This window comes from Chryseobacterium taiwanense, assembly GCF_000813825.1.
Taxonomy (GTDB): domain Bacteria; phylum Bacteroidota; class Bacteroidia; order Flavobacteriales; family Weeksellaceae; genus Chryseobacterium; species Chryseobacterium taiwanense.
The window spans coordinates 1-212 of the sequence record NZ_JWTA01000028.1 but is presented as its reverse complement, the minus strand read 5'-3'; the positions used below and the strand labels follow the sequence as shown (position 1 = coordinate 212).

Below are 212 nucleotides of genomic sequence, written 5' to 3'. Positions count from 1 at the left end.
AAAGACATACTGGCGCAATGTAGTTTTGAATTTGATTTTAAGCAGGTCAAGAATAAACAGTTTTATACAAAATCAAAAGCTGATGATGTAAAACTGCTCCGAAGATTGGCATATTCAGGATTGGAAAAGCGATATGGCAACCGACATGAAATAGCTCAAAAAAGAGTGGAAAAGGAGTTGAAAGTAATCGACGAACTCAATTTCTGTTCTTA

The 212-nt window shown here is 34.9% G+C and carries 1 protein-coding gene; it reads left to right on the top strand.

The genetic code is table 11. The features are described 5' to 3' along the window. Positions 1 to 212 (top strand): hypothetical protein (locus RM51_RS19580; RefSeq protein ID WP_039373302.1); only part of this gene is annotated, 212 nt, incomplete at both ends.